Origin of the sequence: Bradyrhizobium guangxiense (genome assembly GCF_004114915.1) — a bacterium.
Classification (GTDB): Bacteria; Pseudomonadota; Alphaproteobacteria; order Rhizobiales; family Xanthobacteraceae; genus Bradyrhizobium; species Bradyrhizobium guangxiense.
In genome coordinates, this window is sequence record NZ_CP022219.1 from 6140008 (window position 1) to 6166156 (window position 26149).

26 protein-coding genes, 2 tRNA genes and 1 pseudogene are annotated in these 26149 nt (G+C 64.5%); 5 read left to right on the forward strand and 24 right to left on the reverse strand.

The window, feature by feature from the left end:
- The first annotated feature begins 156 nt into the window (after positions 1 to 156).
- Positions 157 to 747, forward strand: a complete 591-nt coding sequence (locus X268_RS29415) for a hypothetical protein (protein ID WP_128928182.1) — start codon at positions 157 to 159, stop codon at positions 745 to 747.
- Between the two features lie 149 nt (positions 748 to 896).
- Complete coding sequence (locus X268_RS29420) at positions 897 to 2744, forward strand: sensor histidine kinase (protein WP_128928183.1); 1848 nt, start codon at positions 897 to 899, stop codon at positions 2742 to 2744.
- A 37-nt stretch (positions 2745 to 2781) separates the two neighbouring features.
- Here X268_RS29420 and X268_RS29425 read toward each other — a convergent pair whose 3' ends face one another.
- Positions 2782 to 4341 (reverse strand): oleate hydratase, encoded by a 1560-nt coding sequence (locus X268_RS29425; RefSeq protein ID WP_128928184.1) that lies wholly within the window; start codon positions 4339 to 4341, stop codon positions 2782 to 2784.
- A gap of 96 nt (positions 4342 to 4437) precedes the next feature.
- A complete protein-coding gene (locus X268_RS29430) occupies positions 4438 to 6285 on the reverse strand; it encodes an AMP-dependent synthetase/ligase (protein WP_164937988.1) in 1848 nt (615 codons plus the stop codon).
- Between the two features lie 227 nt (positions 6286 to 6512).
- On the opposite strand from X268_RS29430, the gene X268_RS29435 reads away from it, so the two are divergent.
- Entirely contained in the window at positions 6513 to 7082 is a 570-nt protein-coding gene (locus X268_RS29435) for a cysteine hydrolase family protein (RefSeq protein WP_128928186.1), read from the forward strand.
- A gap of 163 nt (positions 7083 to 7245) precedes the next feature.
- The gene (locus tag X268_RS29440; protein WP_164937989.1) at positions 7246 to 7563 is read left to right on the forward strand and encodes a hypothetical protein; all 318 of its coding nucleotides are present in this window, start codon (positions 7246 to 7248) and stop codon (positions 7561 to 7563) included.
- A gap of 74 nt (positions 7564 to 7637) precedes the next feature.
- Here the strand turns inward: X268_RS29440 and X268_RS29445 are convergent, their stop codons facing one another.
- From X268_RS29445 to X268_RS29545, 21 genes and pseudogenes are all read right to left on the reverse strand, one after another.
- The gene (locus tag X268_RS29445) at positions 7638 to 8909 is read right to left on the reverse strand and encodes a flavin monoamine oxidase family protein (RefSeq protein ID WP_128928187.1); all 1272 of its coding nucleotides are present in this window, start codon (positions 8907 to 8909) and stop codon (positions 7638 to 7640) included.
- 9 nt (positions 8910 to 8918) lie between these two features.
- Positions 8919 to 9644, reverse strand: a complete 726-nt coding sequence (locus tag X268_RS29450; RefSeq protein ID WP_128928188.1) for a RibD family protein — start codon at positions 9642 to 9644, stop codon at positions 8919 to 8921.
- Between the two features lie 19 nt (positions 9645 to 9663).
- The gene (locus tag X268_RS29455; RefSeq protein WP_128928189.1) at positions 9664 to 10335 is read right to left on the reverse strand and encodes an FABP family protein; all 672 of its coding nucleotides are present in this window, start codon (positions 10333 to 10335) and stop codon (positions 9664 to 9666) included.
- A 461-nt stretch (positions 10336 to 10796) separates the two neighbouring features.
- Positions 10797 to 11045 (reverse strand): hypothetical protein, encoded by a 249-nt coding sequence (locus tag X268_RS29460; protein WP_128928190.1) that lies wholly within the window; start codon positions 11043 to 11045, stop codon positions 10797 to 10799.
- A 319-nt stretch (positions 11046 to 11364) separates the two neighbouring features.
- The gene (locus X268_RS29465; protein ID WP_128928191.1) at positions 11365 to 12144 is read right to left on the reverse strand and encodes a DUF2182 domain-containing protein; all 780 of its coding nucleotides are present in this window, start codon (positions 12142 to 12144) and stop codon (positions 11365 to 11367) included.
- A 74-nt stretch (positions 12145 to 12218) separates the two neighbouring features.
- Positions 12219 to 12851, reverse strand: a complete 633-nt coding sequence (locus X268_RS29470; RefSeq protein ID WP_128928192.1) for a DUF1326 domain-containing protein — start codon at positions 12849 to 12851, stop codon at positions 12219 to 12221.
- Between the two features lie 357 nt (positions 12852 to 13208).
- The gene (locus X268_RS29475) at positions 13209 to 13556 is read right to left on the reverse strand and encodes a hypothetical protein (protein ID WP_128928193.1); all 348 of its coding nucleotides are present in this window, start codon (positions 13554 to 13556) and stop codon (positions 13209 to 13211) included.
- Positions 13553 to 14773, reverse strand: coding sequence for an ABC transporter substrate-binding protein (locus X268_RS29480; protein WP_128928194.1), 1221 nt, complete (start codon positions 14771 to 14773; stop codon positions 13553 to 13555). The genes X268_RS29475 and X268_RS29480 overlap by 4 nt, the downstream gene beginning before the upstream one ends.
- Before the next feature lie 253 nt (positions 14774 to 15026).
- Positions 15027 to 15102 (reverse strand) — tRNA-Phe (locus X268_RS29485).
- 186 nt (positions 15103 to 15288) lie between these two features.
- On the reverse strand, positions 15289 to 15471 hold the full coding sequence (gene yacG, locus X268_RS29490; RefSeq protein WP_128929426.1) for a DNA gyrase inhibitor YacG: 183 nt from the start codon (positions 15469 to 15471) through the stop codon (positions 15289 to 15291).
- Between the two features lie 145 nt (positions 15472 to 15616).
- Positions 15617 to 16246 carry a Maf-like protein gene (locus tag X268_RS29495; protein WP_128928195.1) on the reverse strand — a complete coding sequence of 210 codons (630 nt, stop codon included), beginning with the start codon at positions 16244 to 16246 and terminating at the stop codon, positions 15617 to 15619.
- 155 nt (positions 16247 to 16401) lie between these two features.
- Positions 16402 to 16869 carry an arsenate-mycothiol transferase ArsC gene (locus tag X268_RS29500; RefSeq protein ID WP_128928196.1) on the reverse strand — a complete coding sequence of 156 codons (468 nt, stop codon included), beginning with the start codon at positions 16867 to 16869 and terminating at the stop codon, positions 16402 to 16404.
- A 6-nt stretch (positions 16870 to 16875) separates the two neighbouring features.
- Positions 16876 to 17373 (reverse strand): UPF0262 family protein, encoded by a 498-nt coding sequence (locus X268_RS29505; RefSeq protein ID WP_128928197.1) that lies wholly within the window; start codon positions 17371 to 17373, stop codon positions 16876 to 16878.
- A complete protein-coding gene (hisD, locus tag X268_RS29510) occupies positions 17370 to 18665 on the reverse strand; it encodes a histidinol dehydrogenase (RefSeq protein WP_128928198.1) in 1296 nt (431 codons plus the stop codon). The genes X268_RS29505 and hisD overlap by 4 nt, the downstream gene beginning before the upstream one ends.
- 156 nt (positions 18666 to 18821) lie before the next feature.
- A complete protein-coding gene (locus X268_RS29515; RefSeq protein ID WP_128928199.1) occupies positions 18822 to 19271 on the reverse strand; it encodes a DUF2948 family protein in 450 nt (149 codons plus the stop codon).
- Positions 19272 to 19353: 82 nt separating this feature from the next.
- Positions 19354 to 19563: pseudogene (locus tag X268_RS29520) on the reverse strand (epimerase); the annotation flags it as partial.
- 250 nt (positions 19564 to 19813) lie between these two features.
- The gene (locus X268_RS29525) at positions 19814 to 20638 is read right to left on the reverse strand and encodes an alpha/beta fold hydrolase (protein ID WP_128928200.1); all 825 of its coding nucleotides are present in this window, start codon (positions 20636 to 20638) and stop codon (positions 19814 to 19816) included.
- 146 nt (positions 20639 to 20784) lie between these two features.
- On the reverse strand, positions 20785 to 21273 hold the full coding sequence (locus tag X268_RS29530; protein WP_128928201.1) for a hypothetical protein: 489 nt from the start codon (positions 21271 to 21273) through the stop codon (positions 20785 to 20787).
- 242 nt (positions 21274 to 21515) lie between these two features.
- Positions 21516 to 21824 (reverse strand): EthD family reductase, encoded by a 309-nt coding sequence (locus tag X268_RS29535; protein WP_128928202.1) that lies wholly within the window; start codon positions 21822 to 21824, stop codon positions 21516 to 21518.
- Positions 21825 to 22036: 212 nt separating this feature from the next.
- Positions 22037 to 23743: an FAD-dependent oxidoreductase gene (locus tag X268_RS29540; protein WP_128929427.1), complete on the reverse strand. Its 1707-nt coding sequence runs from the start codon at positions 23741 to 23743 to the stop codon at positions 22037 to 22039.
- Positions 23744 to 23751: 8 nt separating this feature from the next.
- Complete coding sequence (locus X268_RS29545) at positions 23752 to 23949, reverse strand: hypothetical protein (protein ID WP_128929428.1); 198 nt, start codon at positions 23947 to 23949, stop codon at positions 23752 to 23754.
- A 321-nt stretch (positions 23950 to 24270) separates the two neighbouring features.
- Between X268_RS29545 and X268_RS29550 the strand changes: the two genes are divergently transcribed.
- Positions 24271 to 24345, forward strand: a tRNA-Thr gene (locus X268_RS29550).
- Positions 24346 to 24498: 153 nt separating this feature from the next.
- Here the strand turns inward: X268_RS29550 and X268_RS29555 are convergent.
- Positions 24499 to 25887, reverse strand: coding sequence for a hypothetical protein (locus tag X268_RS29555; protein WP_245477702.1), 1389 nt, complete (start codon positions 25885 to 25887; stop codon positions 24499 to 24501).
- Positions 25888 to 26149: the final 262 nt, after the last annotated feature.

Genomic DNA, 26149 nt, shown 5'->3' on the forward strand with positions numbered 1-26149 from the left:
CGGGGTGGGCGATTGGGCGAATCGCCGTTGGGGTGTGACGCGGTGGTATTCCAGACGGGTGTTGCAGAACAAACGGGATCGCAACCAATTTGCGGTTCAATGGTTATGGTGCGGGAGTTCCCCGCCGCCGCGGCCCCCTGGCACACGAGCCTGACCATGCGCCTCCGCCGACCGGTCCTCGCCGTCTTGGCCATCACCTTGGCAAGTCCTTGGGCAAGTCCTTGTTTTGCCGAAACTTCCGAACCGATCCGGGTCAACAATCCGCCGGCGCAGCAGACCGCCTTCATCGACCTGCTGGCGCTGATGTCCGGCCATTGCAAGACGTTCAAGGTTGCCGGCCGCACCCTCGCCTGCAAGACGGTGGCCTATGCCCATGGCGACACGGGCCGGGTCAATTTCGCAGTTGCGGTCGATGATCCCTCTGACGACAGCCACGTCGTGTCGTTCTCCGGCGAGAACGGCAAGCGCGCCGACGACAATTCCTACGAGTTGCCGATCGACCGCATGCTGCTCAACTCCAAGGACCGGCCCAGGGTCGATGGCCTGCCGGTGCCGGCCGAGCAGACCTCCACCGGTGTCTGCCGCCAGACTGGCAACTTCGCGGCCAGGAAGGTGAACGACGTGACCTGCTCGGCGACCGACAACGAAGGCCGCCGGTATGAACTGCTGTTCGTCTCCGACGGTACGCCGGTGAGCGTGCGCCGCATCCGGCAGTCGTCGCCCTCGATCCAGGATCCGTTCAAGTAGCGGCACTTCGTCTCGCCCCGCTCAGTCTTGGTGCGAACGCGCTTGCTTCCGTTTTGAAACTCCAGGCCTGGCTTGTATGCTCTGGTGCGCGTCCTCATCGCGGAGGCGCGACTGCAAACGAAGGCGGGGCCGAGAGTCCAGCAACGCGCATGATCACCGGGCTGGTGCGCATCCTGATTGTCTGCCTGCTCGCAAGCCTGTCGTGCGAATGCATCGCCGCCGACAGCAAGCGGCAGCGTTCGATTCTGGTCCTCGAAGAAGCCGATTTTCGCTCGCCGTTCTATTCCGAGATCTTTGCCGGCATCCGCGCCGCCGCAAAGCCGAACGGGGCGAGCCACACCGTGACCTACGGCGAGAGCCTCGATCTCACCCGCTTCCCGGACCCCGGCTACGAAGAGAGTCTGGTCGGCCACTTCAAGACCAAATACGCGCAGCGGCCGATCGACGTCATCGTTTCGATCGGCGTCGCAGCGGCGAAATTCCTCCAGAAGCACAAGCTGGAGATCTGGCCGGCCGCGCCCGTCGTCTACGGCTTCGTCCCCGATCTTCCCGAGACGCGCGCGCTGTTCCTGCCCAACTCGACAGCCGTCTTCGCGCGCGTGAGACCGGCGCAGCTGCTGACTGCAGCGCGCGCCGTCGTTCCCGATCTCAACCGTGTCGTGCTCGTCGGCGAGGCCTGGAAGAATCCGCTGACATACGGACACTGGAAGCAGGATTTCGCGGCCGCCATGCCCGACCTCGAAATCACCGATCTGTCCGGCGCCGTGCTGCGCGAGGTCCGCGATCGCGTCGCCTCCCTACCTGCCCGCTCCGCGATCCTGACCTCGGCGATGTATTCGGACGGCGAAGGCACCTATTATTCCCCGACCTCGGCGCTCGCGCGCGTCGCCGAACGTGCCAACCGCCCGATCATCATCACGTCCGATACGTTCCTCGGGCGGTCGGGCGTGGGCGGCTTCCTGCTGCTGCCGGAGACGATCGGACGGGAAGCCGGCCAATTGGCGATGCGTATCCTCGACGGCGAAGCGCCGTCGAGGATCGTCCCCTTCGGCGGGGGCAACGTGAAGCCGATCTTCGACTGGCGGCAGCTGAAGCGCTGGAACGTGGACGAAGCCAATCTGCCCCCCGGCAGCGAAGTGCGCTTCCGTGAACCGACCTTCTGGGAGCAGTATCACTGGCACGTCACCGGCGTCGCGAGCGTCGTTCTGCTGCAGGCGCTGTTGATCGCCATTCTGCTGCGCGAGCGCCGCCTGCGCTTCGTGGCCGAGGTCGAAGCGCGGCAGCGCATGTCGGAGCTCGCCCACATGAATCGCCGCGCCACCGCGGGCGAGATGTCCGCCTCGCTCGCCCACGAGCTGACCCAGCCGCTCGCTGCCATCATGATCAATGCCGAGACGGCCCAACAGATATTGCGCAATCCGGCTCCCGATCTCGGCGAGATCGGGGACATATTGGACCACATTCGCCGGGACGATCAGCGCGCTGCCGAGGTCATCAGCCGGCTGCGCGCGTTCCTGAAACGGGACCCGACCGAACGGCGCGAGCTCGACCTCAATGCGATGGTCGGCGAGGTATTTCGATTCCTCTCCGTGCAGGCGCTGACGCACGACGTCGAGCTCGTGACGGAACCCTCGCCCAAGGATATCCGCGTCAAGGGCGACAAGGTCCAGCTCCAGCAGGCCATTCTGAATCTCGTCGTGAACGGCATCGATGCGGTAGCCCATCTTCCGGACAAGCGGCGCCGCATCGTCGGGCGAACCAGTCTCGCTGGCAATGTGGCCCTCGTCTCCGTCGCCGATGCCGGTGAGGGGATCCTCGCAGAGAAGGTCGCGGAGATCTTCAAGCCGTTCTTCACGACCAAGGCGCAAGGCATGGGCATTGGCCTGTCGATCGCCCATACGATCGTCGAGGCGCATGGCGGGCGGGTCTGGGCGGAGAACGCGCCGTCAGGAGGCGCGGTCTTTCATGTCCCCCTGCCGCTGGCGCCGCCTCGATAGCTTCTATCGCAGGCGCCAGTGACGCCGCGACCCGGCATCACGCGAACGCCTTCTCCAGCGTGGCGAAAATAACCGCGAGCGACTTGTCGTGCCGCGTCACCGGCGGCACCGGGCGATCGATCTTCATCAGCTGATAGACCGCCATCTGCGCCGCACGCACCGAATATTCGACGGTGAACACGACGTCGTCGGGGATTTCGACGAACTGGCTGACGAAGGCGAGGTTGACCGAATTCTTCGGCACCGGCAGCGGCCGGTCGGCCAGATGGCGCGGCATGAACATGCTGGTGATGTAGGGCATGCGGCAGGGGATGCAGATCGCATCCTCGAACACCGCGGAATCGAAGTTCAGGTGACCGCACAATTCCTTCAGGATGTCCGCGCCGCCGCAATCGGACATCGGCTTTCCGACGAAGTTGCCGACGCGGTCGGGATGCAGCGCATAGCCCCAGAACACCTGCACGTTCTTCGGCTGTCCCACGAAATGCGGCTGATGATAGAGCACGACCGACATCAGCCAGTTGGAATCCTTGAACGTCACCAGGCCGCCCGTGCCGGCCTTGTTGCCGGAGAACGCCTCCATCCGGTCGAAGAAGAGCGGATCGCGGCAGGTGACGGTGAAGGACAGCCAATAGGATTCGGGGATAGAACTGTTGAAGGCGGCGGGATTGCCGAATTCGGGTCGTCCCTCCGCGATGGTCTCCCACAGCGCCCAGCCCTGACTGTCTTTCTTGGTCAGGCGCGGCGGCGGCTCGGTCATCGAGCCGAGGCTCGAGGCATCCGTCATCGAGCCGTTCTGGAAGAACACGAGATCGTCGTCCTCGAGCCGGACGTTGGCGATGCGGCCGTCGCGATCGAGCACGAGCTGGCGCACCCGCAAGCGCCCGTCCTCGCTTTCGATCGCCATGTCGGTGACGCGCGTGCCGCGCACGAACTGCACGCCCTGCCGCTTCAGCCAGTCGGCGAGCGGCCGCACGATCGCGTCATATTGATTGTAGACGGTGCGCTTGACGCCGCCGAGCGTCTCGATGCGTGGAAACTCGCTCATGAAGCGGTGCAAATAACGCTTCAGCTCGACCGCGCTGTGCCAGGGCTGAAACGCGAATGTGGTCTGCCACATGTACCAGAAATTGGACTCGAAGAAGCTCGGCGAGAGCCAGTCGGTGATGCGGCTGTTGCCGAGGCTCTCCTCCGACGCCTCGGTTAGCCGCAGCAGCTCCAGCCGGTCCCGCGCGGAAAAGCCCATATGAGAGACGTCGATCTTGAAGCGGTTGCGGTCGACCAGCCGCGCCTGCGAATGCGCCGGGTTCTCCAGATTGAACGCGATGGTCTCGTCGCGCACGCTGAGGCCCGGATGATCGAGCGAGGGAATGCTGGAGAGCAGATCCCAGGTGCATTCGTAATGGTCGGTGGTGAGCATGCGCCCGCCGCGCAACGAATAGGCGCCGTTCGCGAGCAGCGCGCCGTCGAGGCTGCCGCCGACCAGCGGCTGGGCCTCGTAGATCACGATGTCACGCCCCGCCTGCTGCGCGTCGCGGATCAGGAACGCGGCGCCCGCGAGCGATCCAATGCCACCGCCGATGAAATACGCCTTCATGATTTGCCTCGATTGCCGTCCGAATTCTCTCCGGCGACATTGCATGCGGAGGCGGCGACCGATGTTGCGCTGGATCAAGCGCGGCGGAGCCAGCGTTCAAGAGGAAGTGAGCGCCTTGCCGGAGAGCGCCGAGGCATTCGCCTTCTTCGCATAGATGTGTTCGATCTCCTCTGCGAAGTGGCGTTCGAGTGCGGGGCGCTTGTTCTTCAGCGTCGGCGTGAGCAGGCCCGCAGCGATGGTCCACGGATCCAGCGTCCACCACACCGCGCGCGGTGTCGCGTAGGACGGATAGGCCTTCACGGCCGCCGCTATCCTGGCAAGCAGCGCGGCCCGTTCCGCCGCACCGCCTTGCTGCCCGCTCGCCGCCAGCCTTTCCTTCTCCTGCACCCAGGCCTTGGCGTTGAGCACGACCAGCGCGGCGAGGAACGGCCGCTGTTCACCGACCACCAGCGCCTGCTCGAACAAGGGATCGGCGAGGATCGCCGTCTCCAGATCCACCGGCGCGATCTTCTCGCCGGTCGAGGTGACCAGAATGTCCTTGATGCGACCGGTGATGGTGATGCGCCCGCTGTCGATGCGGGCCTGATCGCCGGTGTGCAGCCAGCCGTCGGGGTCCTTGACGCGGCGCGTCTCCTCCGGCTTGTGCCAGTAGCCGAGCATCACGCTGGGGCCGCGCACCAGCAACTCGTCGTTTTCACCTAGCTTGACCTCGATGCCGTCGAGAACGTGGCCGACCGAGTGCGGATCGTTGTCGTCGACGGTGTTGACCGAGACCACCGGCGAGGTCTCGGTCATGCCGTAGCCCTGGAGCACGTCGAGGCCGAGCGCGAGAAACAGGCGGATGACAGGCTCCGCGATCGGCGCCCCGCCGGACACCGCGACGCGCAGGCGCCCGCCGAGCTGTGCCAGCACCTTGTCGACGAGGAGCCGCTTCAGGAGCGGCCAGGCCAGTCGGTCGAGCGGCGACAGCACGCCGCGCCCCTGCCGCGCATCGAAACGTCGCCCGCCGACGGCGATCGTGAGATCGAGCAGCGCGCGCTCGATGGCGCCGGCTGAGGCGCGATGCTGCATGACCAGCGCGTAGACGCGCTCGTAGATCCGCGGCACCGAGACCAGCACGGTCGGCCGCACATGCCTCAGGTCCTCCGCGAGCTGCGGCACCGAGCGGGCATAGGCGACACAGGCGCCGACTGCGATCGGGTAGTAATCCCCGCCGGTGCGCTCGAAGGTGTGCGAGAGCGGCAGGAAGGACAGGAAGACGTCGTGCGGTTCGGCTTTGATCCGGCGCGCGATCGCCTTCACATTGGCGACGACGTTGCCATGCGACAGCATCACGCCCTTGGGCCGCCCGGTTGTGCCCGACGTGTAGACGATAGCGGCGAGATCATCCGGCGCGACCGCGATGTCGGGCAGCGGCGCGGTGGCGCCGGGTGCGTGCGGGAGCCAGTGGTCGAGCCCGACGATGCGCGCATCCGGTGTGATGAGCCCGCTCGCATCCGCGCAGACGATGCGCTTGAGATGGTCGAGCGGCTGGCCGGTCGCCGCGATCGCCTGCCAGCGCTCCAGCGTATCGACGAACAAGAGCAGCGCACCGGAATCGACGAGGACGTAAGCGATGCTGTCGGGGTTGTCGACGGCATGCATCGGCACCGGCACCAGGCCGCGCGACAGCGCCGCCTGGTCCATCGCGATATGCGCAATTCCGTTCGGCATCAGGATGGCGACGCGCTCACCCGGCGCGAACGCCTCCGCGGCGAGGGCCCGTCGCCACAGCTCGAATTCGGCATCGATCTCGTGCCAGGACTGGCTGACCCAGCGCTGCGCGGCTGCATCAAAATGCCGATAGGCCTCTGCCGCCGGGGTCGCCTTGACGCGCCAGCGCAGCAGCTCCGGCAGCGTCCTGATCCCGGCAAGCCCGTCCGGTTGACTCGTCGGCTCCGGCATGGCGTTCTCTCGCATCTCGTCGATTCCAGACCATTTGGTGGCTGGACACTAGTCCCGCCAGCTCTGGCCGCTTTGATCCTCAGCAAGGCGGCCATGCTTCGGAGCGAGCTCGGAAGGAGCGGAGCGCTGCTCCGCAGAGCCGTCGCGAAACGAGGGAAGATCGTCATTGCGCGCCATCCCTGCCGCCCCGCATAGTCGCCTCCGCGACCCGCGCGAAAGCTCCGATCATGACCAGCTCCCTGCCCGCCCTCATCGTCATCGACGTCCAATGCGCGTTCGACGAATGGGAGGCGGGGGGCAAGCGACGCAACAATCCGGATGCGGTGGCGCGGATCGCCGATCTGCTGCAGGCGTTCAGGGCGCGCGGCGCGCCGGTCTTCCACATCCGCCATGAAGGCACGAAGCCGAACTCCTCGTTTCTGCCGTCGCGTTCCGGCTATGCCGTCAAGGACGAGGCGCGCGAGCGTCCCGGCGAGACCGTGATCGTCAAGCGCGTCAACAGCGCCTTCATCGGCACGGATCTGGAAGCGCGCCTGCGCGCTTCCGGCATCGGCACGCTCGTGATCTGCGGCGCCACCACCAATCATTGCGTGGAGACGACGACGCGGATGGCCGGCAATCTCGGCTTCGACGCACGCCTCGTGCGCGATGCGACATGGACGTTCGAGCGCATCGGGCCCGACGGCGACACGCACTCCGCCGAGGCGATCCATGCGATGACGCTGTCGAACCTCAACGGCGAATTCGCCCGCATCGTGACCACCGGCGACGTGATTGCGTCATTCGCGGCCAAGTGATGGCAGCATTGCGACCGATGCCGATGATGCGACAATAAATCTCACGACGCAGGATGATTCACTCGCGAATCGCACGCGCGCTGCGTCGTTTCGACGCCCGCAACTTGCTGGAACGCAGCCGACGCCCATCTGTTGTCACTCGACATTCAACTGGAGTGATGACATGAAGTATCTCATCGTCGCGATGGCCGTCGGAGCCGCGGCGCTTGCCGGCGGATCGGCGGCGAACGCGGCCAGCAATTCAAGCGCGAAGCAGAACGCGCCGGCCGGCCAAGTGACCGACATCAGCGCGCAGCACCGGCACCATCATGGCCATCGCCATCATCACTGGCGCCAACATCACCACCATCACGGCTACTACCGTCCACACTACCGGAGCTACGGCTATTACCCACGGCATCACGGCTATTACGGCGGCGGACCGTATGGATATTACGGCGGCCCCAGCGTGACATTCGGCTTCGGCGGCAGCCGCTGGTGAGAGACGAGGCCCGCAAGCATGCGGGCCTTTTTCTTGGCGACATGCCGATCGTCATGACCGGACTTGGCAAGCAGCTATCCCCGCAAGATCGTCTTGGCCGTCTCCAGCCCACTCGCGAGCGCGGCCTCGACCGTGCCCATGTCGCGGCCGCGATAGAGCGCCTCGCCTGAAAACGACACCAGCCCGTCGGCACGCGCCAGAATCGCCTGCGCCTCGCGCGTCCGCGGCGTCGCCCAGGAATAGGCGCCGCGGGCGAAGGGATCGTGCGCCCAGTTGGTCGCCGCGGACGCTACGAGCTCGCGCGCGATGTCCTGGCGCGACAGCTTGAAGATCGCAGCGAGCGAATCGAGCCCGGCCTCGATCGGTGCTTGCGGACCGAGGCTTTCCAGCTCGGCCGTGCGCGGCCCGCCGAACCAGCCGGTGAGAACGGCATGCCGGCTCGGATATTGCGTCCACCACACCGGGATGGTCTGGTCGGACAACAGGAAGGTCATGGCTGCGAGATCCGGCTGCCGCTCGCGCCACCATGGTCGCGCAAAGCGCAGCAGGATCTTGACGACATTGCCGAAGCCGATGTCGCCCGTTGCAACAAGCTTCGCGTCCGCGCTCGCCGGCAGCACGATCTCGCGCAGCAGCGGCAGCGGCACGGTGAGGATGACGCGATCGCAGCCATGCACGGCACCGTCCGCGCAACGGACGGCCAGCGCCTGGCCTTGCTCCTCGACCGCCGACACCGCGCATCCCAGGCGAAACACGACGCCGTTCCGGCGGCACTCGCCCGCCAGGAAGTCGATCAGCGCCCCGTAGCCGCCAATGATACGCGCCTGCGGCGCGTGGCCGCCGTCCATCCATTCCTCGCGCAGCGCCAGCGTCGAGGCGCGCTCGGGATCGGCCGCGTCATAGCCCTCGACCATCCGCCCGATCGAATGGCGCATCGGCGCATACTCATCTCCGGCAAAATGCCGGCGCAGGAACTCGGCGACGGTGAGATCGTCCTTCAAATCCCTCAGCACGGCTTGAAGCTCTGCCTCGTGCGGGCCGTCGCGCTGGTCGCGCGAGAGCCTCGTTCCGTCAGAGCTCCACTGCTCGCCTTCGATCTCCCGAAGCGACAGCCCGGCCTCGCGCAGCAGTCCGCGCGTGACAGGCGCCTCGCCATGGACGAATTCGGCGCCGCCCTCGGCGGGATAGCCGAACTCCGAAGCCGGCAGCGGATGGATGCGGCCGCCGCAGCGCTGGCGCGCCTCCAGGATCGTCACTTTCCGGCCGGCACGCGCCAGCTCGCGCGCCGCCATCAGGCCGGCCGCGCCGGCGCCGACGATGACGATATGCTCTGTCGTCTCTGGCATAGCCGCGCTTTACCGGCTCGCGGCTTGCGGATCGTTCTTGATCAGATAGCGCAGCAGCAGGACGCCGCCGCCGAGATCCCGCGTGCTCTCCAGCGTCATCGCAGCGATCGGCGCGCGCTTGTCGCGATCCGCTTCCGTCGAAGAGAACGCGAAAGGCGCACCCGTCGCGCCGTCGAGCGCGGGGCTGAGGATCAGGTTGAACTCGTCGATGAGGCCGGCACGCAGGAACGCGCCATTGGCGACGCCGCCGCCCTCCACCAGGAGACGCTTCACGCCGAGCTCGCGGTTGAGGATGTCCAGCGTCAGCGCCAGATCGATCTCGGACTTGCCGGCGAAGATGTAGGACACGCCCTCGCCGCGCAGCCCTGCGAGATGCGAATCCGGTACGCTTTCGGTCAGCACCACGACGATCGGATCGCCGCCGATGTCGGAGCGGCCCCAGCCGATCTTGCCCTGCGCGTCGAGCACGACGCCGTAGCTCTTGACATCGGGTGTCTTTGCATCGCGCCAGGCGAACCAGTTCTGGCGCGGAAATGTCTCCTCCGTCGTCGCAGGATAAGGCTTGCCCTTGGCGAACTCCGAGCCGGTGACGCGGCCGATCACCCAGGCATCGCCGGCGAGCTCGTCGTGGATCTTCTCGAACCAGTCCGTGCCCGCCCCCTTCGGACGCCAGCGGCTGGGATGCGTGCGGCCGTCGAGGCTGGAATGCATCAGGCAGATGACGTAGGGCTTCATGCAACTCTCCCGATGGCGCTCAAGCCGCCGTTCCACCACCGCCATCGCTCTTGGCGCGATCATTGACGATCACCGCGAGCGGATTGGGTTTCGGCGGCGCGACCAGTCGCAGCGTGTTGGTGTCGCGATGATTGAACGGCGCGCCGCGCACGAACAACTCGGTTTGGATCAGATAGGTCCAGCTGCCGTTGTCGTTGAAGCTGATGTCGCAGCGGTAGGAGTCGGTGCGGAAGGCCTGTTCCAGAAAATCGGTCGAGCAGATGCCGTAGGCGGTGTCGCCGCGCTTGGCGGCGACGGAGATGTTCTTGTCATCCGGCCCGGCCTTGCCCGAGGCCAGCAGCACCTGCCCGCGCGGAATAGCCAGCGTCTGCAGGATCAGCCCGGTCGCGGGCTCCCACAGCCAATACCCGACCTGGTCGTGGAAGGTGATGTCTTCCTCGGGCGTGTTGATGTGGATGTGATAGCGCAGCCCGTAGAACAGCTGCGGGCCGTTGGCCTGCGGATCGATCGGATCCATGCGGATGCGCTCGATGAAGGTTCGCCGCTCCGGCCCCTCCGCCTTCGGATTGATGTCGATGCCCTTGTCCGCCTGCCAGTGGCCGGCGAGGCGCCGCAGCGGACCGAGATTGGCAAGGCCGTCGGGCGAGACGTCCTCGGGTTCGGTGAAGATGTCGGCGGGAATGGGGAGCATGGCGTCCTCGCGCGAAGTTGCGGGGGAACAGCCATAGCATGACGGCGAGAACCTGGCGCCTGCTCAGGCCTCACAATCGCGAATGGACATCGGCCTTGTGCGCGGGGCGATTGTCGGGCGTTTAGGGAAGATCGTGCATTACATGTCGCAGTAACGTCTGCAGGCAATGGGCAGAACCGCCTGCACGACACGAAACGGAGTCGAACCTGTTCGATTTCGACTCCGTCGCCGGGACGGTTAGTGGCGGTGATCGCGGACCGCGGGCTGATGGCGGTGGTCCCTGACGATCGTCTGATTGCGATGATCACGCACGACGGGCGGGCCGCGGTGATCGCGAACGACGGTCAGCGCGCTCGCGGTCGTCGCCGCACAACCTCTCCGAACAGACGGGGCGCCGACATCAAGTCATCTCGTCAGACGAGCAAAATCGCTGACGCTCCCCGTGTCACCGGAGATCGCTCTCAGGCCGCCACGGACACCGATTTCGCACGCTGCTCGAGCACGCCGAGGGTGGAGACCAGATTGTCCCGCCGTGCGCGAAGGTTGAGTGCAAGCATCGGATAGGTCGGCTGGTGCACGTCGAACACTCCGGCTTTGGCCTCTTCCTCGAGGATATCGGTATTCAAGAGCCGAACGCGCCACCACAAATCGGCGATCAACGCATCGAGCCGCTGTTCGCCGGCAGTACCAAGACGGGACACTTCTTGCATCGTTTGCCTCAACCTGAAACGAGCCTCCCCACTGAGGCCCGACTTGGATCATGACTGAGCAAGCAGGGTGCCAGGGATGGGGGGATGCGATCTGGCGCGGGGATTGGCTTTCAGCGACAGGGGCGGCTCAACGCCTCGCCTATCCTCTTAAAACATTGATAAAATGAAATAATTCGTCCAGCTGAAATTGCCTTCCAGCGTCGTTCCCGTGTGCGGCGGTTGACCCGCGTTGCGGCGCAATCTTTGGAGCCGTCTGACCTGTTCAGCCGCGCCGGTGATTTCATATTTGGAAGGTGAACCTTTGGTTCTTGCCTGTCGGTCAGGTCGCGCGCGCAAGAACGATCATGCCTGACACGACCAGGGCCGCGCCCGCTGCATGGCTCAATCGTCGGCCGAACGGCAGCAGTTTCTCAGCGGCAACATAGAGGCCGATGCCGGCGACCCAGACCAGATTCATCGCACCGCCGACGAACAGCAATACCATCAGGAACCAGCAGCAGCCGACGCAGTAGCTGCCGTGGCGAAGCCCCATCCGAAGGGCTCCGTGCGCGCCGGACCGCCAATGCCGGCTGAGAAACAGCAGCGGGCTCTCGCAGAAGCGCAGGCAGGCCCGTTTGAGCGGCGTGAACTGATAAAGCCCTGCGGCAATCAGAATGCCGCCGGCCAGAAGCGTGCTGGTGCTTGCCATCGCCATCGACAAGAGGCCGAAGCGTTCAAGCGCCCATTGTGCCAGAACTGCTGCGAGGCTGAACACAGCCCATGTCACGAGATAGCCGGCGAGAAAGATCCAGGCATCGATCGCCGCGCCGGATGCAGTATCGTGCTTGTGCCTGATCGTCGCATACAACAGGATGACGGGTCCCGCGCTCGGCGTCATCATCGCGATCATCATCACCCACCACATCGCGAACAGCAGCGCGGCGGAGCGCAGCGTCCACGGCATCGGCGCCATATCCGGCATCTCGGCCATCATCTCGACGTCCATGCCGGCGCCGTCCGCGAGATAGGCCCAGGCGAGCGCTGCCACGACGGCGGTCCCGACCGCGACGATCAAGCGATCACGGTAGAGCAGATGTTCCAGTATCGCACGCCCGTCCATGGGTTACCCCGCCAGCACAGCGACGAATCCAAAGCCGGATCTTCATTCTTCGCGGCGCGCCTATCAGCGCCGCTTCACGCCGCAACGCCTTCGGGCGTCTGCACGACATGGGCGAGCGAGCTGTGCGTGCCCTGGGTCTCGAATCGGATCGCACCTGTTGAGCGAATGTCGGCGGATGCGATCTCGGCAGCCCTGTGCTCGAAACCCTCGGGCATGACCACTTGAATCCGATGTGGAGCACCGGTTACGGGATTCTTGATCGGCTCCACCTCGGTCTCGAGCACGTCGCCGGCAACGAGCTTTGCGACCCGGCCATCCTGGTCGAAGGAAAATTCGAACGGCGCGAAAACCGGATCGTGAATGGTGGTCACGATCAGGCTGAAAATGTGGAACAGCGTGCCCTCGGCCGAGTGCTTGCCCGACAGAATGTTGAACAGCGCCTGTCGCTGCTCCGGCGTGGCGCGCTGATCGACGATAGGCTGCATCTTGCCGTTGCCTTGATGCAGCGCGCCGGGAAAATCCACGACGACTGCAAAGCAAAGACCATCGAGCTTGACGCCCTCAAAATGCCCCCTGGTGATCCGCATGCCGACCATGCCCTTGCAATAACCGTGGGTCGGTAGAGCGTTGAAATCGCAGGGGCAGCCGAACGCGCAATTGCAGTTCTTCATCCATTCGCCTTCGAGACGCCAGTCCGATGCAGCCATGGCACATCTCCCAATGTGAGCGGGGGGCGCGGCAGCCGTGGACAATTTTGTTCAGCGTTGTTGTCGAAGCAATGCGAAAAAGGCGCGAGCGGGATCGAGATCCGATCAGAAGGCCGACATCGCAGAAAAAGGATGGTGGCGAGCTGCCGTTTACCGTCCAGGGATCATATCAGCGGCCGGCGGCCACGTATAGCGAACGAGGGTAGTGCCTCAGGAGCAGCCACATCTCGGGATGTCCGACGTCAGGGGAATGGTGCGCCATTCAGAAGAAAAACGCGAGTTCATATTTCATTGAAATCGCTAAAGAATCTCCGTCACCCCCTCACTATGCGAGGACAACCCGATGTGCTGCCGTTTCTACGCGGATTGATCGAGCATGCTCAGGAGCAGCGCAAGCAATTTCGAGCGCTGATCGGCCGGCGCAGCGGCCACATGGTGCAGATGCGCTTCAAGAATATGATACTCGCACTCGTCCGAGAAGATATGTCCGGATTTGCAGCGAACTGGCAGCGGGATGCTGCAGCGCATTGTCTCACGGGTCGCCGCGGCTTTATCTCGAATGGTGCCCAGGGGCGGAACATACGCAACCACCGACACGACGAACTGTTGTTCGTTCTTGGCATGGTGGTTTGAGCGGTTGGCCTCGTATCGCTGGTAGACGACCAACGTGGCGCGAACGGCGGCCGTTGACGGCAGCGGGATCAATCGGCAACGATCGGCCCAAACGCCTCCCATCGGTCGCCTGTGAAACGCATCATTCGGAACTCCTTGACCACACGATAGTCGGTCGGACCGGTATTGACGGAGAGTCCCGGGAGCAGCAGATCGAGTTTCACGTTTTTCAGGTTCGTCGCCTGCGCCATGACATTCTCGCGCGAGAGATTGTTGCCGCATTGCTTCAAGACCTGCACCAGCAGCTCGGCGGCGCTATAGCCATAGACCGTGAAGATGCTTTTCCGGTCGCCTCCCGGATAGTAACCGTCCATGAAGGCGCTCCATCGCTTCATACCTTCGTCATCGCGCCAGGTCGGATCATCGACCTCCTTGAACGAGCTCGCCGAGATGATGCCCTTTGCGTTCTCGATGCCCGCCGGGCTCAGGACCGCGTCGATCGAGGACGAACCGACGCCAAGGAGATGAACGGGCTTCCAATCCAGCTCTGCCATCTTTCTGATGACCTGGGCGGCGAATCTCGAGGCAGCCATATTGACGAGAACGTTGACACCGGCCGCCTTGAGGCGCACGACCTGCGAGTCAACGGTCGGGTCCGTCACATCGTATGAAGCGTCACTGACGATGAGTTCGGCTGCCCTTGCGCCGAGCGCTTCCTTCAACCCGGTCAGATAATCCCTGCCGCTCTCGTCGTTCTGATAGAGCAGGCCGATTTTGGCATTCGGATAGTTCTCCAGGATGAAGCGCGCGTAAACGCGGACCTCCGTGCGCAGATTGGGAGCAAATCCCATCGTCCACGGGAAGTTGACCGAATCCTCGAAACGCGTCGACCGCCCGGCCACGAAAAGCTGAGGGATCTTTCGGTCATTGAGATATTTCTGGACCGCGATGTTCGAGGCGTTGCCGAGCGTCTCGAATGTGAACAACACCTCGTCGCTCTCTATGAGCTTGCGGACCTGCTCGACGGTCTTGGACGGCGTCGCCGCATCGTCGTAGGAAATCAACGTGATCTTGCGTCCATTGACACCGCCATGATCATTGATCATGCGGAAGTAGGCCGCCTGCACCTTGCCGATCACGGAGGATGCCGAAAGCGGACCGCTATAGGGCATCGTCTGGCCGATCTTGATCTCAGCATCACTTGCGCCCGGACCATATTGACGATCATCAGCGAGCAAAGGGGGCGTGATGAAAAGTCCGGCCACAAGGATTGCCGCTCTGGCAGCATTCGTGCGCAAGCTCTTGCTCATCGCCGCAATCCTCATCGCTGCAGCCGAGCTCGTGGATCCGGGGCCGTTCACAACATGCATGCCCCTTCGCTAGCTGAAGAGCCGACTCATCGCGCCGCCCGCGAGAAAGCTGGTTCGGCCGGATTGGATCAGGGCAGGCAAGCGCAGTCCAACGAGCCCTGCCCGCAGTGCGTTGGGAAATCTTCCCGATGTTCGGCAAGCCTACAATCGGCAACAGCCGGCAGCGTTGGTGCAGCGTGGCGTTGACGAGCTATGGTGCCCAGGGGCGGAATCGAACCACCGACACTGCGATTTTCAGTCGCATGCTCTACCAACTGAGCTACCTGGGCGTGCTCCAAGAGAGGGGCCAAAGCCCTTCGAGCGGGCGGTTTATAGTGGGCCGGAAGCGGCCTGTCCACCCGGCTTTGCCAAGAGGCTTCGCCGGGCGCGGCCTGGCTGTGCACAAGCTCCGGCAGGCTTGCCGTGGCTGGCGCGTAGCGTCGCGCCCGCTCAACCAAGCTACTGATATTGTTCATCTATTCAACGTCATCCGGGTCGTCGTCGCGAGCGGGGATGACGTAGGCGCCCTTCAGCCAGCGGTTCAGATCGACATCGCGGCAGCGCGAGGAGCAGAACGGGCGGGTCGCCTGTGACTGCGGCTTGCCGCAGATCGGGCAGGCTTTGGGCGGGCTGGCGGGCTTTGTGACGTGGTCGTCCATGATGTCGGCAGCTTGCACGGGGTGAAGGGGTTCAAGAGCCTGTCGGCAAACGGGTTCCTGGCGCGGCGGCGCAGGCGCGCCGGCCGGCCATTCTACTGTGCATGGGGTTGTTTTCGCGATTCTTGTTGAGCCGCGGTCGGTCGGCTCACACCGCAGTGGAATTGAGCCAGCCAAAGCGAATCGGAAAGCCCTCGCCGCCAAGCAGCGTGGTGGTCTCGTAGAGCGGCAGGCCGACGACGTTGGTGTAGGACCCCACCATCTTGACCACGAAGGAGCCCGCGATGCCCTGCACCGCATAGCCGCCGGCTTTGCCGCGCCATTCGCCGGAGCCGATATAGGCCTGGATGTCGTCCTCCGACAGGCGCTTGAAGCGGACGCGGGTCTCGACCAGGCGCTGGCGGAAGGCCTCACGCGGCGTCACCAGGCAGATCGCGGTGTAGACCCGATGGTTGCGACCCGACAGCAGCCGCAGGCACTGGGCGGCCTCGTCCACCAGGTTGGCCTTGGGCAGGATGCGGCGGCCGACCGCCACCACCGTGTCAGCGGAGAGGATGAAAGCGCCCCTCAGCTCGTCGTCGAGCTGCACCGATTTCAGCGCCGCGTCGGCCTTGGCCCGCGGGAGCCGATTGGCGCAGGCACGCGGCAGCTCGCCCCGCTTCGGCGTCTCGTCGACGTCGGCCGGCCGGAGCGCGTCCGGCTCGATGCCGGCCTGGTTGAGCAGCGACAGCCGACGCGGCGAACCGGAGGCAAGTACGAATTTGGGGCGGCCGAGCATCAGGTGATTTGGGGGATGAAGCAGGGGTGAATTGCGCGCGGAACCTATCGGAAGGGGGCTGATTTCACAACCCGGGAACCCGGACTTTGCTGATTCGAGGTGTCCGACCTCGCTGTGCCCTCAATCTATGACGCCGGTGTTACGGGTGCCGAACGCTACCCGCTCGCCGCGCCGACCTTGGCAAACCGCCGGCGAATGCGCAGCAGGAGCTGGTCGCAGACCTCGCGGTAAGCCGCCAGTTTCTGGTCGCGGCTGCCTTCGATCGTGGTGGGATCCTGCGTCGGCCAATATTCGACGTCGGCAGCGAGCGTCCGCGTCAGCTCCAGCGCCTTGTGGTGCGCCTCGGGCGAGAGCGTGATGATGAGGTCGAAATTCAGCCCTTCCCAATCCTCCAGCTCCTCGAAGGTCTGCGGCTTGTGGGCGGAGATGTCCTGGCCGAGCTCGGCCATCACGGCAACCGCGAACGGATCGAGCTCGCCCTTTCTGGTGCCTGCCGATTTGACGTAGAGGCCCTGCGGAAACATGTGCTGCAACAGGCTCTCGGCCATCGGCGAGCGCACGCTGTTCATCGCGCAGGCGAACAGCACGGACTGCGGATTGCTTGCGCGTGAGGGCGCAGCCATCCGTGATCAGCCTTTCCAGTGCAGGACAGTGATGAGCGTGAACAGCCGGCGCGAGGTCTCGAAGTCGACCCGCACCTTGCCTTTCAGCCGCTCCTGCAGCGTGCGTGATCCCTCGTCATGGATGCCGCGGCGGCCCATGTCGATGGCCTCGATCTTGTCGGGGGTCGCCGTGCGGATCGCCTGGTAGTAGCTGTCGCAGATCATGAAATAGTCCTTCACGATCCGCCGGAACGGCGTCAGCGACAACAGATGCGCGACGACGGGCGAGCCGTCCTCGCGGCGGATGTCGAACATCAGCCGATTGCCGGTGATGCCGATGTGCAGCGTGAACGGGCCCTGCCCCTCCGCGCCCTCGGGCGCGAACAAATTCTGCTCGATCAGATCGTAGATCGCGATCGCCCGCTCGTGCTCGATATCGGGCCCGGAACGGCCGATCGAGTCCTCGTCGAGGGTGACCGCGACGATGCGATTGCTGGAGTCGTCCTGTTCGGGCGGCTTTGTCATGACAGATTGAGGCGCAATCCAATCGAGCGCGAATGGGCGTCCAGCCCCTCCGCTTTGCCGAGCGTCATCGCGGCCGGGCCCAGCGCACGGAGCTGGTCCGGCCCGCATTTCAGGATGGAAGTGCGCTTCATGAAGTCGTGCACCGACAGGCCCGAGGAGAATCGCGCCGAGCGCGCCGTCGGCAACACATGGTTGGAGCCGCCGACATAATCGCCGATCGCCTCGGGCGTATGCGGCCCGAGGAACACCGCGCCGGCATTGCGAATCCGGGCGGCGAGCGCGTCGGGATCCACGGTCATGATCTCGAGATGCTCGGCGGCGATGGCGTCCGCGAGCGGGATGGCCTCGCCCAAGTTCTTCACCATGATGATGGCGCCGAAATCGGCCCAGGAGGGACCGGCGATCGCCGCGCGCGGCAGCGTCTTCAATTGCGCCTCGCCCGCCTGTTCGACATCGGCGGAAAGCCGCGCCGAGTCGGTGATCAGGATCGACTGCGCACTGGCATCATGCTCGGCTTGCGCCAGCAGGTCGGCGGCGATCCAATCGGCATTGCCGGTGTCGTCGGCGATCACGAGCACTTCGGATGGCCCCGCGATCATGTCGATGCCGACCTTGCCGAACACCAGCCGCTTGGCGGCGGCGACATAGGCATTGCCGGGGCCGACGATCTTTGCGACCGGCGCGATCGTTGCGGTGCCGTGCGCCAGCGCAGCCACGGCCTGCGCGCCGCCGACGCGGTAAATCTCGGTGACGCCGCCGAGATGCGCGGCCGCCAGCACCAGCGGGTTGAGCTTGCCGTCCGGCGAGGGCACCACCATCACGAGGCGCGAGACGCCGGCGACCTTGGCGGGCACTGCGTTCATCAGCACCGAGGACGGATAGGCCGCGGTGCCGCCGGGCACGTAGAGGCCGGCCGATTCGATTGCGGTGTAGCGCCAGCCGAGCTCGACGCCGAGCGCGTCGGTGAAGCGCTCATCCGTCGGCAGCTGGCGACGATGATAGGTCTCGATGCGGTCGCGCGCGAGTTTCAGCGCATCCAGGGTCGCGGCATCGCAGGCCTTCACCGCGGCCTCGATCTCGGCGGCCGTGACGCGCAGGCCGGATGCATCCAGCTTCAGGCGGTCGAACTTCGCGGTGGCCTCGAGCAGGGCGACATCGCCGCGCCTGGCCACGTCGTCGACGATGGCGCGCGCGGCGGCCTCGACGTCGGCCGAGACCTCGCGCTTGGCGGCGAGGAAGGCCGCAAATCGCTGGTCAAAATCGGCGCTGCTGCGGTCGAGGCGAACGGGCATGTCTGGCTTGGCTTCTGGCTGGTCTTTGGGGCGGAATGGCGCACCAGGTCCCCTGCTCAATGGCGCGGCGAGGAAGCGGCGTCAACCCTTGGGACCGGGCCGTCGCCCCTGGGATCGTCCCGGCGAGGACAGGGGACCCGTGATTGGCATGCCACCTCAGCCTTCCCCCTCGATCTCCACCCCCGTTCCCAGCGCGTCCGCCCCGAGATCGGTCAGCTCGCATTCCAGGCATTCGACGTCGAGCCGAATGGCACCGCCTTCGGCAAACAAAAGCAGGGCGCTGCCGGCGGGCTCCTCGCTGCGCCCGCCCCTCGGGTGAAATTCGATGCCGACGAGGTCCAGGACCTTGTCGGGAGCATTGAGGTCGATGTTGCGCGACTTGCAGGCGAGCACGCGGTCGAAGCGGAGCGCGGCGACCAGCCGGCGCGGCTCGGCTTCGCCCTCCAGCGTCTGCTCCCAGTCCAGCCGGCTCATCCCGACCACGAGCCGCTTCTCGCTTTGTCGCCAGATGATGTCGGAGGCCTGGACGCGGGCGTCCTGGACATGGGTCGAGATCACGGCGAGATCGTCGGCGTCGAGCGCGATCAGTTTGAGCTGGGGCGACATCGCCGACGCTTCTCCCTCGGAGTGGACAGGGCTCAACGCGCGCAGGCCCCGAAATTTCCACACAAACTAACGGGCCGGCGGGCTAGAGGCTATTGATATCCTCCATTTCCAGCACCTTCCGTGGATCCCCCTCCCCGGCGACGCGGATCATGGCGCACCCGATCTGCTTGGTCGAGGTGACGAGCCGCGGCGACAGCCGACGCAGCACCGACCAGAGCGGCCAGGTTGCGCTATAGATCGCCTGCACCCAGGCCGTCTTGGAACGGGCGCCGTGCAAGGGCTGGATCGCGCCGCCGCTCATGCGGCGACCGCGATCTCGCCGAACGATACGCAGGTCGACGGCGCCGAGACATCCCGCAGCATGGCGGCCGTGGCGAAGTCCTTCGTGCGGCACGGGGCATCACTTCGCAGCGAGAGCCCTGACCCGCCGCGCTCCGCGAGCGCGCCGGCCCCTCCCGCAAGCAGGAGAGGCCGGCCAAGCCCGCAGATATCCCTGTTAAATCCAAATGCGACGCACCCTTCATGAGGGTGTGAGTCGCATCTCAGTCCCTGAAAAACGCCAGCAGGTCCGCGTTGATGGTTTCGGCGTGCGTGGTCGGCATGCCGTGCGGAAAACCCTTGTAGGTCTTCAGGATGCCTTTCTTCAGAAGCTTCGCCGACAGCGGCGCGGAATCGGCGTAAGGCACGATCTGGTCGTCGTCGCCGTGCATCACCAGCACCGGCACGTTGATCTTCTTCAGGTCCTCGGTGAAGTCGGTCTGCGAGAACGCGACGATGCCGTCGTAATGCGCCTTCGCACCGCCCATCATGCCTTGGCGCCACCAGTTATCGATCACCGCTTCCGAGGGCTTTGCGCCCGGACGGTTGTAGCCGTAGAACGGGCCCGCGGCGATGTCGCGGTAGAACACCGAGCGGCCGGCGGCAAGCGCAGCCTGGAAGCCGTCGAACACGCTCTTGGGCAGGCCACCGGGATTGGCCGCGGTCTGCACCATCAGCGGCGGCACTGCGGACAGGATCGCCGCCTTCGTCACCCGGCTCTCGCCGTGGCGCGCGATATAGTGCACCACCTCGCCGCCGCCGGTGGAATGGCCGACATGAATGGCGTTCTTGAGGTCGAGATGCGCGGTGACGGCGGCGAGATCGTCGGCATAATGATCCATGTCGTGACCGTCGGCGACCTGCGCCGAGCGGCCATGACCGCGGCGGTCATGGGCGATGACGCGATAGCCGCGCGTGACGAAGTACATCATCTGCGCGTCCCAGTCGTCCGACGACAGCGGCCAGCCGTGGCTGAACACGATCGGCTGGCCACTTCCCCAATCCTTGTAGAAGATCTCGACGCCGTCTTTGGTGGTGATGGTGGGCATTGTGGGACTCCTTGAGTGTGAGATGTCATGCCGGGGCGCGCGACGCGCAAAGCCGGATTGAGGCACGAGATTCCGGGTTCATCGCTGCGCGATGCCCCGGAACAACGACGACGAGATGTCAGCGATCAGGCAAACGTCATCGGCTTTTAACGCCGCCAGGCGCCGACGGGGAGCACGACGAAGAACACCAGCACCAAGCCCTGCACCACCGCGAACACCGGACCCGACGGCGGCGCCGGCGGCACGGCGGGCGCGAGTGCGGCGAGCGCCGGCACCTTGAGGAACGATTGGATCACCAGCACGAAGACGTTGAAATAGAGCGAGACCATCGCGGTCACGATGTAGACCGGACGCCAGACGCCGCTGAGCTTCATGGCGTACAGCGCGACGCAGGCGATCGCGAGCAGCACCAGCGAGATGATGCCGATAATGTGCGAGGGCAGCAGCTCCTTGAACGGAAACAGGAAGCCGGTGACGCTGGTTAGGATCGTGAAGGCCAAGAAGATGCCGGTGAGAGCCGGCATCGGCTTCGAACCGAGCAGGCCGAACATCACGACGAGGCCCGCGGCGATGGCGATCAGGCTGATGATGACATGGACCATCGTGAAGGCGGGCAGGCTCAACCCAAGAACCATGACATCTCTCCTACTCTCAGCATTGAGGTGACGAGAGTAGTATTACGGACCTCATGGGATTGCCACCTGCGTTGTCATCACTTGCAGGTGCGAAGCCATGCGTCATCGTGCGAATCGACAAACGCATGGCTGTTTTTTCACCGCTGTCACAAGCGACGGCAGCTTGGTGTTTTCAGCCCGGAGGGAGCGCAGCGAAATCCGGGCTGCGAGATCGCGGCTTCGACGAGAGTTGAAGCGATCCTTCACACGTCCTTGGTGTCGAAGATCAGGATGTCGCCCCCGCCGCTGGCGAATTTCGGCACGTCGGCGCCGGTCGCCTTGCCCTCCGGGCTGCCGAATGCCGCCTGGACGTCGGCGACGCTGTCGAAGGTGAGAATGGCGACGAGATGGATTCCGGAAGGACCTGCGGGCGATGCGACCGGCCCCTTGCTGACGGCGTAGTTCTTCAGCCCGGGAAGTTTCTTGGCGAGCGGAATGTGCGTCTCGGCGTAATATTTGTCGAAGGCGGCAGCATCCTTGGGCGTTTTGTAGAGCACGACGACTTCAGCCATTTAGTCCTCCCGATTGAGCGCTTTTTCTGTAGATCCTCATGGTGAGGAGCGTGCAAAGCACGCGTCTCGAACCATGCAGGCTCGGCTGTTGCATCCGGGCCTTCATCCTTCGAGACGCCGCTGCGCGGCTCCTCAGGATGAGGGGATAGTCTGTGGGACATGTCAGGATGGCAAGCCATATTCCACTTGCCATCCGCTTGTCTTCTTCTTGACTAAAGCGCCGGTTTTGCGGCGTCGCCGAGATAGCCGTGCAGGGAGGCCACGACCTGGGCGCCCTCGCCGATCGCGCCGCCGACGCGCTTGACAGAGCCGGAGCGGACGTCGCCGACGGCATAGACGCCGGGCACGGAGGTCTCCAGCGGCGCCACCAGCCGGCCCTGGTTCTGCTCGGACTGCGCGCCCGTGACGACGACCCCGCCGCGATCGAGCGTCACGCCGCAGCCATCGAGCCAGGAGGTGGCTGGATCGGCGCCGACGAACAGAAAGAGATTGCGGATGTCGGCTGCGTCCTCGTCGTCGGACAGCCGGCTCTTCCAGCGGAGCCGCCGCAGCAATCCGGCCTCGTCGCCTTCGAGCGCGGTGATCTCCGTGTTGAACATCAATTCGATGTTCGGCGTCGCTTCGATGCGCTCGATGAGATAGCGCGACATGCTGGCGCCCAAGCCGCCGCCGCGGATGATCATCAGCACGCGCTTCGCGTGACCCGACAGGAACACGGCGGCTTGGCCGGCCGAATTGCCGGCGCCGACCAGAGCCACCTCCTCGCCGGCGCAGAGCTTCGCCTCTACGGGCGAGGCCCAGTACCAAACGCCGCGGCCTTCGAACTTGTCGAGACTCTCGATGGCAGGCCGGCGATAACGCGCGCCGCTCGCGACCACGACCGAACGTGAGCGCAAGGGATCGCTGCCCTCGAGCGCCACCGAAAACGCGCCGTCCTTGCGCTCGCAGTCGAGCGATTTCACCGTGACGGGGATCATGATGTCGGCGCCGAATTTTTGCGCCTGGGTGAAGGCGCGCGCAGTCAGCGCCTGGCCGGAGATGCCGGTCGGAAAGCCGAGATAGTTCTCGATGCGCGCGCTGGCGCCGGCCTGGCCGCCGAAGGCGCGGATGTCGAGCACGGCGACGGACAGCCCTTCGGATGCCGCATACACGGCGGTGGCGAGGCCGGCCGGCCCGCAGCCGACCACCGCGACGTCGTAGATGCGGTCGTCCTTGGCGCCGCCGATCATGCCGATGGCGCGCGCAAGCTCGGTCTCGTTGGGATTGCGCAGCACCGCGCCGCTGGCGGTGACGACCAGCGGCCAGTCTTCCGGCTTCGGTGAATAACGCGCGATCACTTCGGCGCCGTCGCGGTCGCGCTCGGGATCGAGCAGATGATGCGGCTGGCCGTTGCGGGTGAGAAAGCCCTGCAGCCGCACCACGCCGGCCGAATGCGACGGGCCGATCAGCACGGGACCGCCGATGCCGCCCTGGATCAGGTTGACCCGTCGCAGGATCAGCGCGCGCATGATGCGCTCGCCTAGCTCGGCCTCCGCGACCAGCAGCGCGCGCAGCCGGTCCGGCGGCAGCAGCAGCGTCTCGACATCGCCCTCGGCGCGGCCATCGACCAGCGCCGGCTGTCCCGACAGCTGGCTGAGCTCGGCCAGGAACTGCCCCGGCCCCTGGTCGATCACCGGCGTGACGTGGCCGAGACCGTCGCGCTGGGTGATGGCGACATGGCCCTTCAGCACGACGAACATGCCCGGCCCGGGCTTGCCGGTCTCGAACAGGAACTCGCCGTCGGCGTAATTGCGGATCTCGCCAAAATGCCTGATGCGCTCGATCTCGGCCGGCGTCAGCGCCGGAAAGGTCTGCTCGGGACGGGTGAAGCGCGACATCTGCACGTCACCACCAGCTCGTTGCTCTCCGTCCTGCCCCATCGTCATTCTCACTCGCTCCAGCTGCCGGCTTTCCCGGCGGCCCCCTCATTTAGGGAACCATCTTCATTCTGCGAGGGCTCAGTGCTCGCGGCACGTTCGCGCGCCTGCAGCTTCCGACGCTTCAGGTTTTCGCGCAGCGCCGATTTCAGCCGGTCGTCGCGGGACACCTTCGCCTGTCTCGCACTCTTGTCGGTCTCGTCAGCCATCACGGACAGGTCCATTCACGGGATCTGGGCATAACATGCCCAACGAACGTGGCAGCTCAAGAGCCCCGCTCGATCCAATCGTGCGAAACGCGAAATGGAGCGACTCCGAGCCTTGAGGCAACTGGCCAGTTGGCCGGGGATATCGGCCCCCGAATCAGCGGGAAGTTGGTGGTTTCGCGCCAAAATGGGCATTTTGGCCCTGATATCGGCCCGATTTTCTCGTTTTGACAGGCCTAGCAAGCTTGCGCAGGAGGGGGGCTTGTGGCAGATATCGGCCCGCTTGGCAGGGCCCCTCGGGCGCCCGATTCTTCACCAGCACATGCTGCCGTAGCTCAGTGGTAGAGCACTCCATTGGTAATGGAGAGGTCGACAGTTCAATCCTGTCTGGCAGCACCATTCATCCCGCTGGGAACATCGATTTCATTGGACGTTCGGTCCCGAGTGAGGGACAGGCCCTTGGGGAGTGCCGTGGGAAGCCACGGGCGGTGCAAGGCACGCGGTCCCCGACGATCGGCGCGTCCGTTTCTGGACGCAAGACGTCACCGCCGGTCACGGCTTGGCATAAAGCGTCTCGTGCATGCCGACATACTGTTCCTTCCAGCCGCGCTTGTCGACGAGGAAGCGTCTCAGCACGTCATGTGCCGTCGGCCAAAGCACAGCATCGATCTCATATTTCTCGAGAACTTCGGCCCAAGCGGACTCGTCGATGTTCCAAGTCGCGAGTCTGAAATAGTCGCGCAGCAGCGAATCCGGATAGGCGGTTGCTGCCCGGCCATCAATGAACACAGGCACAGCGCCATGCGCGCGGGCGATCAGAGGGCCACCGACGTTCCAATGATTCAGAACGCGCGCATGCGAAAGATTTGCCTTGAAGTAAGCGGCGTCCTGATCCGAGATCAAATCGTCCGAGAACGTAAGAGCTGGTGCCTTCAACATGAACACCAATGGCAGCGCGCAAAGGACGACGATACCCGAGGTGAAAAGATAGCCCTCCGCGGCAAGCACTTTCAGCCGCTTTGGCAGGATCAGATCGAAGTGCAGCGCGAGCGGAATGGTCGAGAACAGGTAGAAGAAGGACATGTACCTGTACTCGTAGAATCCCAGGCCCAAGAACAGCCAAGAGAACAGCCTTGCCTCCAAGGGAACGGAAACCGAGCGTCCGTTGCGCAGCTCGAGCGCGACGAAGATCAAGATGTAGGCCAGGCCGGCAATGCTTCCGGGAACCTGGAAGTTCTCGAAGTATGGCCTCCATTCGGTGATGTAGGCCTGCACGAAGTGACCAAGTGTCTCGATGACACCGACGTAAATGTGCCAGCCGAGCGGATTGACGAGGGTGGCGGCGAGGCAGGCAACGCCGGTGAAACCAAGGTATCTGAAGCTCACCCAGTCGCGGCGAAGCAGCGCCACGCCGCCAAACAGTCCGATGATCAAGAGGCCCATCACGAAGCCGCCGTGCAGGTTCGCCCAGAGGATCATGAGGAGCGGCAGCAAATATCGCGTCTTCCTCAGACATGACGCGTAGAAAACCACGGAGAGAAGCATTGTCGACGTGTTCGGCGATGCGGCGAGATAGATATTCGGCGGCGTCGCAAAGGCCGGATAGAACACTGAAGCGGCCAACACGGCCGTGCAAACCGCCGGCGCGGAGGCCCCGCTGCCCAAGGTGATCCACGTCAGACAGCCGACGATGATCGCGCCACAGGCGACGACCAGAATCGCGATGCCGCCAAAGCCCGTGTACTGATAGACCACGCTGGCAATCGCATCCCAAAGCCAGGAGAGATTGATCCACTGCTTGTCGCCAAGGGTGAACGCCCAGGGATCCTGAAACGGGATGCTGCCTCTCTCCCTGATGAGATCTCCGGCGGCCAAGTGCCACCCTAGATCATAGTGGCCGAGCAAGAGCTGTGCATTTGCTGCGTAGTAGAGGCAGGCCAACGAAATCAGGAAAATGTAGATGGCGTGTCCGCCGAGATATGCCGATTTCGACGTCTCGCCGCCGGCTCGAAGACCGTTCCAAACCTCAAGCGCGGACATTTCGGCCCTCTGACCTCCGATGCGAGGCTTGCAAGCTACCGCGTTCCCGATTGGCGCCGCAATGAGCGGATCGTCGCTTTATGGTTGAGTGCATCTAAGGTCGGGTAAACATGGGACGGAGTCCAGCCAGGGCTGAGTTTGTTGGTTAAGGAATGACTGCAAA